Annotated in this window: 7 protein-coding genes and 1 tRNA gene; 2 read left to right on the forward strand and 6 right to left on the reverse strand. The window is 68.6% G+C overall.

What is annotated here, in order from left to right:
* Window positions 1-64: 64 nt before the first annotated feature.
* From ABZ192_RS16475 to ABZ192_RS16500, 6 genes are all read right to left on the reverse strand, one after another.
* Entirely contained in the window at window positions 65-922 is an 858-nt protein-coding gene (locus ABZ192_RS16475; RefSeq protein ID WP_356925169.1) for a hypothetical protein, read from the reverse strand.
* A 155-nt stretch (window positions 923-1,077) separates the two neighbouring features.
* Window positions 1,078-1,803 carry a 50S ribosomal protein L1 gene (gene rplA / locus ABZ192_RS16480; protein WP_010036794.1) on the reverse strand — a complete coding sequence of 242 codons (726 nt, stop codon included), beginning with the start codon at window positions 1,801-1,803 and terminating at the stop codon, window positions 1,078-1,080.
* 76 nt (window positions 1,804-1,879) lie between these two features.
* The gene (gene rplK, locus ABZ192_RS16485; RefSeq protein ID WP_010036796.1) at window positions 1,880-2,314 is read right to left on the reverse strand and encodes a 50S ribosomal protein L11; all 435 of its coding nucleotides are present in this window, start codon (window positions 2,312-2,314) and stop codon (window positions 1,880-1,882) included.
* 163 nt (window positions 2,315-2,477) lie between these two features.
* Window positions 2,478-3,314 (reverse strand): transcription termination/antitermination protein NusG, encoded by an 837-nt coding sequence (gene nusG / locus ABZ192_RS16490; RefSeq protein ID WP_356925170.1) that lies wholly within the window; start codon window positions 3,312-3,314, stop codon window positions 2,478-2,480.
* A gap of 80 nt (window positions 3,315-3,394) precedes the next feature.
* Window positions 3,395-3,679 (reverse strand): preprotein translocase subunit SecE, encoded by a 285-nt coding sequence (secE, locus tag ABZ192_RS16495; RefSeq protein ID WP_356925171.1) that lies wholly within the window; start codon window positions 3,677-3,679, stop codon window positions 3,395-3,397.
* A gap of 108 nt (window positions 3,680-3,787) precedes the next feature.
* A tRNA-Trp gene (locus ABZ192_RS16500) sits at window positions 3,788-3,860 on the reverse strand.
* Between the two features lie 306 nt (window positions 3,861-4,166).
* Between ABZ192_RS16500 and ABZ192_RS16505 the strand changes: the two genes are divergently transcribed.
* Both ABZ192_RS16505 and ABZ192_RS16510 read left to right on the forward strand, forming a co-directional pair.
* The gene (locus ABZ192_RS16505; RefSeq protein ID WP_356925172.1) at window positions 4,167-5,393 is read left to right on the forward strand and encodes a pyridoxal phosphate-dependent aminotransferase; all 1,227 of its coding nucleotides are present in this window, start codon (window positions 4,167-4,169) and stop codon (window positions 5,391-5,393) included.
* Between the two features lie 131 nt (window positions 5,394-5,524).
* Complete coding sequence (locus ABZ192_RS16510) at window positions 5,525-6,556, forward strand: adenosine deaminase (protein ID WP_356925173.1); 1,032 nt, start codon at window positions 5,525-5,527, stop codon at window positions 6,554-6,556.
* Window positions 6,557-6,825: the final 269 nt, after the last annotated feature.

The raw sequence follows: 6,825 nt of genomic DNA on the forward strand, positions 1-6,825 counted from the left end.
TCACAGCAAGGCCGTGAGCCTATCCCAGAGGGGCACAAGTGATCTATGAGAATTCCCGGGGACCTCAGCGCGTACCGGACTTCTTCCGCATCAGGTCCTCGAAGTCCCCCGTGTCGGACACGGGGGGCCGCTGGGCCCGGACCCGCACGCCGTAGTCGCCGTAGTGCGCGGTCTGGGTCATCAGGCCCGTGCTCATCCGCGCCTTCTCCACCTTCTTGACGAGCAGGTTCCGCTCGTCGATCCAGATGTCGACGGTCTCGGTGGTGACACCGGCCTCGGTGAGCTGTTTCCTCAGGGCGGCGTCGGTGACGTCCGCGGCGGCCACCGTGCCGAAGTAGTGCGTGGCGGGCCGGCCGCGCACGGACTCCTCGCCGGCCTTCCTGACGTCCCCGGAGGCCAGCAGGAGCTTCACCGACTGGTTCGGTGTGGTGCTGCGCATCTGGTCCCCGAGATGGGCTCCGGAGCCCCCGGCGAGGGCTTTCAGATCCTCGTAGGCGTACCGGATCCAGTGCTTGCCGCCGGCCTGCTCGGCGAACTTCTCGCCCATGCGCGCGTAGTAGGCGTCGGGCAGGTAGCGCGCCTCCATGGAGGTGCTGCCGAGCCTGCGCATGGTGTCGGCCATCGTGCCGCCGGTGTACGTGATGCTGAGGGTGCCGGTGATGCCGTCGGCCCAGCCGAGGGTGCCGTCGGCGGTCATGGACATCAGCGAGCCCATGGTCGTCGTGGACTCGACCCGGGCGGAGCCGGCCCGCTGGGTGGCCCGCTCTGCGGCGCGCAGGGCCGCGACGGACTGCCCGTGGGCGGCGCGGTCCTCCTTGGCGGGGCTGTCGGAGGAGTCCGAGGAGGTGCAGGCGGCCACCCCCGTCAGAGCGCTCGCCACCGCGAGCACCAGGCCCACGCTGCGCACGGTCGTGCCCTGCATACGTTCCCCCGTTCGCATCCGGTTCCCGCACGTTAACCCAGGCCACCGGTGTACGTACCGAAAAGGCGTACGTAAGCGTACGTACCGGAAAAGGGAACGGGCCCCGCACCTGTGAGAGGTGCGGGGCCCGTGACCGGTTGCGTGAGCCGTCAGGCTCAGACCGCCGCCGGGTCCTCCTCGACGAGGAGGTTGCGGGTGCGGTTCGGGTCGACCGGGATGCCGGGGCCCATCGTGGTGGTGATGGCGGCCTTCTTGATGTACCGGCCCTTGGCGGCGGACGGCTTCAGACGGAGGATCTCCTCCAGCGCGGCGCCGTAGTTCTCCACCAGCTTGGTGTCGTCGAAGGACGACTTGCCGATGATGAAGTGCAGGTTCGCGTGCTTGTCCACACGGAACTCGATCTTGCCGCCCTTGATCTCGGTCACGGCCTTGGCCACGTCCGGGGTCACGGTGCCGGTCTTCGGGTTCGGCATCAGACCACGCGGACCGAGCACACGGCCGAGGCGGCCGACCTTGCCCATGAGGTCCGGGGTGGCAACGACGGCGTCGAAGTCCAGACGGCCCTTCGACACCTCGTCGATCAGCTCGTCGGCGCCGACGATGTCGGCGCCCGCGGCACGCGCGGCCTCGGCACGGTCGCCGGTCGCGAAGACCAGGACCCGGGCGGTCTTACCGGTGCCGTGCGGGAGGTTCACGGTGCCACGGACCATCTGGTCGGCCTTGCGCGGGTCGACACCCAGACGGAAGGCGACCTCGACGGTGCCGTCGAACTTGGTCGTGGAGGTCTCCTTGGCGAGACGGACGGCCTCGAGCGGGGCGTAGAGCTTCTCCCGGTCGATCTTGGCGTCCGCAGCGCGAAGGGACTTGCTGCGCTTGCTCACTACTGCTCCTGTGGATTCTTAGGAGTCGTGGTCCGGGCCGAGCAGGCCCTGCCACTTCTGCTGATGGGGTTGGGGCTCAGCCCTCGACCGTGACGCCCATGGAACGGGCGGTGCCGGCGATGATCTTCTCGGCGGCGTCCAGGTCGTTGACGTTGAGGTCGGGCATCTTGGTGGTGGCGATCTCGCGGACCTGGTCACGCGTGATCTTCGCGACCTTGGTCTTGTGCGGCTCGCTCGAGCCCTTCGCCACGCCCGCGGCCTTGAGGATCATCTTCGCGGCCGGCGGGGTCTTGGTGATGAAGGTGAAGGAGCGGTCCTCGTAGACCGTGATCTCCACCGGCACGACCCAGCCACGCTGCGACTCGGTCGCGGCGTTGTAGGCCTTGCAGAACTCCATGATGTTGACGCCGTGCTGGCCCAGCGCGGGGCCGACCGGCGGGGCCGGGTTGGCGGCACCGGCCTGGATCTGGAGCTTGATGAGCCCCGTGACCTTCTTCTTCTTGGGAGGCATGTGCTCTCTCCGGGTCCTAGTGAGAGTTTTCCAGCCTCCGAACCGGATCAGCCGGATGGAGGCATACCGCACAACGATAACGGGTATCCATGTGCGGCCAAAAACCGAGCAGGTCAGGCGGACTCCAGGAGCCCGTCTGACCTGCTCGGAAGCCGGGGTGGTGCTAGTTCTTCTGGATCTGGTCGAAGGAGAGCTCGACCGGCGTCTCGCGGCCGAAGATCTCCACGAGGCCCTTGACCTTCTTCGAGTCCGGGTTGATCTCGTTGATGGTCGCCTGGAGCGTGGCGAACGGGCCGTCGGTGACGGTGACCGAGTCGCCCACCTCGAAGTCCAGCACCTGGACCTCGACCTTGCGCTGCGGAGCCGGCTTGCCCTCGGCCTCGGCGGCCTCGCGGGCGGCCTTCTCCTCGGCCTCCGGGGCGAGCATTTTGACGATCTCGTCCAGCGTCAGCGGGTACGGGTCGTAGGCGTTGCCCACGAAGCCGGTGACACCCGGGGTGTTGCGGACAACGCCCCAGGACTCGTTCGTCAGGTCCATGCGGACCAGGACGTAGCCCGGGAGCTTGTTCTGCTTGATCGTCTTGCGGTCGCCGTTCTTGATCTGGACGACCTCTTCCTGCGGCACCTCGGCCTGGAAGATGTAGTCCTCGACGTTCAGCGAGACGGCGCGCTGCTCCAGGTTGGTCTTCACGCGGTTCTCGTAGCCGGCGTAGGTGTGGATGACGTACCACTCGCCGGGCAGGACCCGCAGTTCCTCGCGGAGCTTCTCGATCGGGTCGCGGTCGTCCTCGGGCTCTTCCTCGAGTTCTTCCGCGGCCTCTTCGGCGTCCGTTTCAGCGTCTTCGGTCTCCGCCTCGGCGGCGTCATCCGCGACGGCGTCGGCAGCCTCGACCTCGGCGGAGGTCTCGGTGTCCTCGCTGTCCGCGCCCTCGACGGTGTCGAGCTCGTCCTCGACGGACTCGACAGGCTCGATGGCGTCGTTCACGTTCGGGTCAGACACGGTGGCTGCTTCTTCCTGGATACATAGGGGTGGAACATGCGAAAGGAGCGCCGGGTACCTCGGCGCTCTTCGCGGGCGGCTCAGCCGAACACGTACTTGGCGGCGTTGCTGAGTCCATAGTCAATCACGGTGACGAGGCCGATCATGACGACCACGAAGATGATCACCACGGTCGTGTACGTCGTCAGCTGGTTGCGGGTCGGCCAGACGACCTTGCGCAGCTCCGCGACGATCTGGCGGTAGAAGAGGGCAAGCCGCTTCAGCGGGCCCTTCTTGCCGCGCTTGCCGCCCTTGCGGGTCTTCTTGGACTCCGGCGCCTCGTCCTGGGCATCAGGCATGTCGATGGAGCCCACGGCGTCCGTCACTCGTCCTCACCTGATTCCGGGTCGTGGCCGTGCCGCGCCCGGTCTGAGCCGCACGGCGGTGCATTGCTGTACGTACATGCGCACACATCCTGGCGAAGGTGTGTGTAGCAGGGCCGGAGGGACTTGAACCCCCAACCGCTGGTTTTGGAGACCAGTGCTCTACCAATTGAGCTACGACCCTTTGTGTGTCCCCCAACGTACCGCATCCGTCCGAATGCTTGATGTGCACCGAACGGGCGCGGCCTGCGAGAGGCCAACGAGGTGAGAGTGTACGTGGTCTGCGGCCGGTCGTCGAACAGAAAGGGCTCCGGCAAGGCCTCGTTGGCGGAAGATCGCCTGTCGGGCGGGGAGCGGACGGCAGGGCTCCGGCTGAAGATCGCCCAGGCCGTGCGGCCGATCCGCACTGTTGTTCAGGGATTTGCCCGGCGTTGTTCAGTCTGTGAAACCCCCGTGCCGCGCACGTTTCCAGTCTGAAACGATGGGGCGCATGAGCCCTGCAACCCCTCCCACCGAGCGCCGGGTCTCCGCCCGAGTCGGCGCGATCTCCGAGTCCGCCACCCTCGCCGTGGACGCCAAGGCCAAGGCCCTCAAGGCCGCCGGGCGGCCGGTGATCGGCTTCGGCGCCGGTGAGCCCGACTTCCCGACTCCGGACTACATCGTCGAGGCCGCGATCGAGGCCTGCAAGAACCCGAAGTTCCACCGCTACACGCCGGCCGGCGGGCTGCCCGAGCTGAAGGCCGCGATCGCCGCGAAGACGCTGCGCGACTCGGGCCTCGAGGTCGACGCGTCGCAGATCCTCGTCACCAACGGCGGCAAGCAGGCCATCTACGAGGCCTTCGCCGCGATCCTCGACCCGGGCGACGAGGTCATCGTGCCCGCGCCCTACTGGACGACGTACCCGGAGTCGATCCGGCTGGCCGGGGGTGTCCCGGTCGAGGTCGTCGCCGACGAGACGACCGGCTACCGGGTGACCGTCGAGCAGCTGGAGGCGGCCCGTACGGAGAAGACGAAGGTCGTCCTCTTCGTCTCGCCGTCGAACCCGACCGGCGCGGTCTACAGCGAGCAGGAGACCGAGGCGATCGGCCGCTGGGCCGTCGAGCACGGCCTGTGGGTGATGACCGACGAGATCTACGAGCACCTGGTCTACGGCGACGCCTCGGCCGTGTCGCTGCCGGCGGTGCTGCCCGAGCTGCGCGACAAGTGCGTCGTGGTGAACGGTGTCGCGAAGACGTACGCGATGACGGGCTGGCGGGTCGGGTGGATCATCGGCCCGAAGGACGTGATCAAGGCCGCGACGAACCTCCAGTCGCACGCCACGTCGAACGTCTCGAACGTCGCCCAGGCCGCCGCGCTGGCCGCCGTCTCCGGTGACCTGGTCGCCGTGGAGAAGATGCGGGAGGCCTTCGACCGGCGCCGCAAGACCATCGTGCGGATGCTGAACGAGATCGACGGCGTGGTGTGCCCGGAGCCGGAAGGCGCGTTCTACGCGTACCCGTCGGTGAAGGCGCTGGTCGGCAAGGAGATCCGGGGCCGGCGGCCCAAGGACACGGTCGAGCTGGCCGCGCTGATCCTGGAGGAGGCCGAGGTCGCGGTGGTGCCGGGTGAGGCATTCGGTACGCCCGGGTATCTGCGGCTGTCGTACGCGCTGGGTGACGAGGATCTCGTCGAGGGCGTGAGCCGGATGCAGAAGCTGCTGGCGGAGGCCAAGGACTGACGTCCGCCGCGTCGGCCTCCCGGCCTGGGGCACATACCGAATTCGGTATGTGCCCCATTTGTTTGTGCGAGCAAGACCACGAAAGGGGAAACAGCTTCCGGGACGGCTGGGGCGTACGGCAGGATCCTGGAATGGAGCGTGTACGTGATGTCTCTGAGCTGCCGAAAGCCCATCTGCACCTGCACTTCACCGGGTCGATGCGGCCCGCGACCGTGCTGGAGCTGGCCGACAAGCACGGGGTGCGTCTTCCTGACGCGCTGACCGAGGCGCTGAGCGGCGGGGAGCCGCCGAGACTGCGGGCGACGGACGAGCGGGGCTGGTTCCGCTTTCAGCGGCTGTACGACGCGGCGCGCTCGTGCCTGCGGGAGCCGGAGGACATCCAGCGGCTGGTGCGGGAAGCCGCGGAGGAGGATCTGCGGGACGGGTCGGGGTGGCTGGAGATCCAGGTCGATCCGACGTCGTACGCGCCGCGGCTGGGCGGGCTGATCCCGGCGCTGGAGATCATCCTGGACGCGGTGGAGACGACGTCGCGGGAGACCGGGCTCGGGATGCGGGTGCTGGTCGCGGCGAACCGGATGAAGCATCCGTTGGACGCGCGCACCCTGGCGCGGCTGGCGGTGCGGTACGCGGACCGGGGGGTCGTCGGGTTCGGGCTGTCGAACGACGAGCGGCGGGGCATGGCGCGGGACTTCGACCGGGCGTTCGCGATCGCCCGGGAGGCCGGGCTGCTGTCCGCGCCGCACGGGGGCGAGTTGGCGGGGGCGTCGTCGGTGCGGGACTGTCTGGACGACCTGGGGGCGGACCGGGTGGGGCACGGGGTGCGGGCGGCGGAGCATCCCGGGCTGCTGCGGCGGTTGGCCGAGCGGGGTGTGACCTGTGAGGTGTGCCCGGCGTCGAATGTGGCGCTGGGGGTGTACGAGAAGCCGGAGGACGTGCCGCTGCGGACGCTGTTCGAGGCGGGGGTCCCGATGGCGCTGGGCGCGGACGACCCGTTGCTGTTCGGGTCGCGTCTTGCCGCGCAGTACGAGATCGCGCGGCGGCATCACGGGTTCACGGACGAGGAACTGGCGGAGGTGGCGCGGCAGTCGGTCCGGGGGTCGGCGGCGCCGGAGGATGTGAAGGCGAAGCTGCTGGCCGGGGTGGACGACTGGTTGCGCTCGTAGCGCCTGCGCTGTGGTGGTGGGTCGGGGCCGCGCCGGGGGGTGTCCGTCCTCGGAACGGCGCGATGGGGTCACACACCAACCAGCCGGCGTTGACGCGCCAACCGCTGCGGGCGGACACACCCCCCCGACACGTCCCCTTCCGTGCGTACGCGGCTGCGAGTGCGTCGTGGTTGCCCTAGTAGTGCTTCGTTAGGTTCTGGCTCTGGTTCTGCTGGTGGTGAGGGGTCGTCCGCAGGTGGTGCAGGTGCCGGTCCAGCACCTCAGCAGGT

Source organism: Streptomyces sp. NPDC006235 (genome assembly GCF_040613735.1).
Taxonomy (GTDB): domain Bacteria; phylum Actinomycetota; class Actinomycetes; order Streptomycetales; family Streptomycetaceae; genus Streptomyces.

Bases quoted from the DNA above. Each gene is read 5' to 3' on its own strand.
- rplK (WP_010036796.1), bottom strand. From the start codon at position 2,314: ATGCCTCCCAAGAAGAAGAAGGTCACGGGGCTCATCAAGCTCCAGATC.
- ABZ192_RS16505 (WP_356925172.1), top strand. From the start codon at position 4,167: ATGAGCCCTGCAACCCCTCCCACCGAGCGCCGGGTCTCCGCCCGAGTC.
- ABZ192_RS16475 (WP_356925169.1), bottom strand. From the start codon at position 922: ATGCAGGGCACGACCGTGCGCAGCGTGGGCCTGGTGCTCGCGGTGGCG.
- ABZ192_RS16510 (WP_356925173.1), top strand. From the start codon at position 5,525: ATGGAGCGTGTACGTGATGTCTCTGAGCTGCCGAAAGCCCATCTGCAC.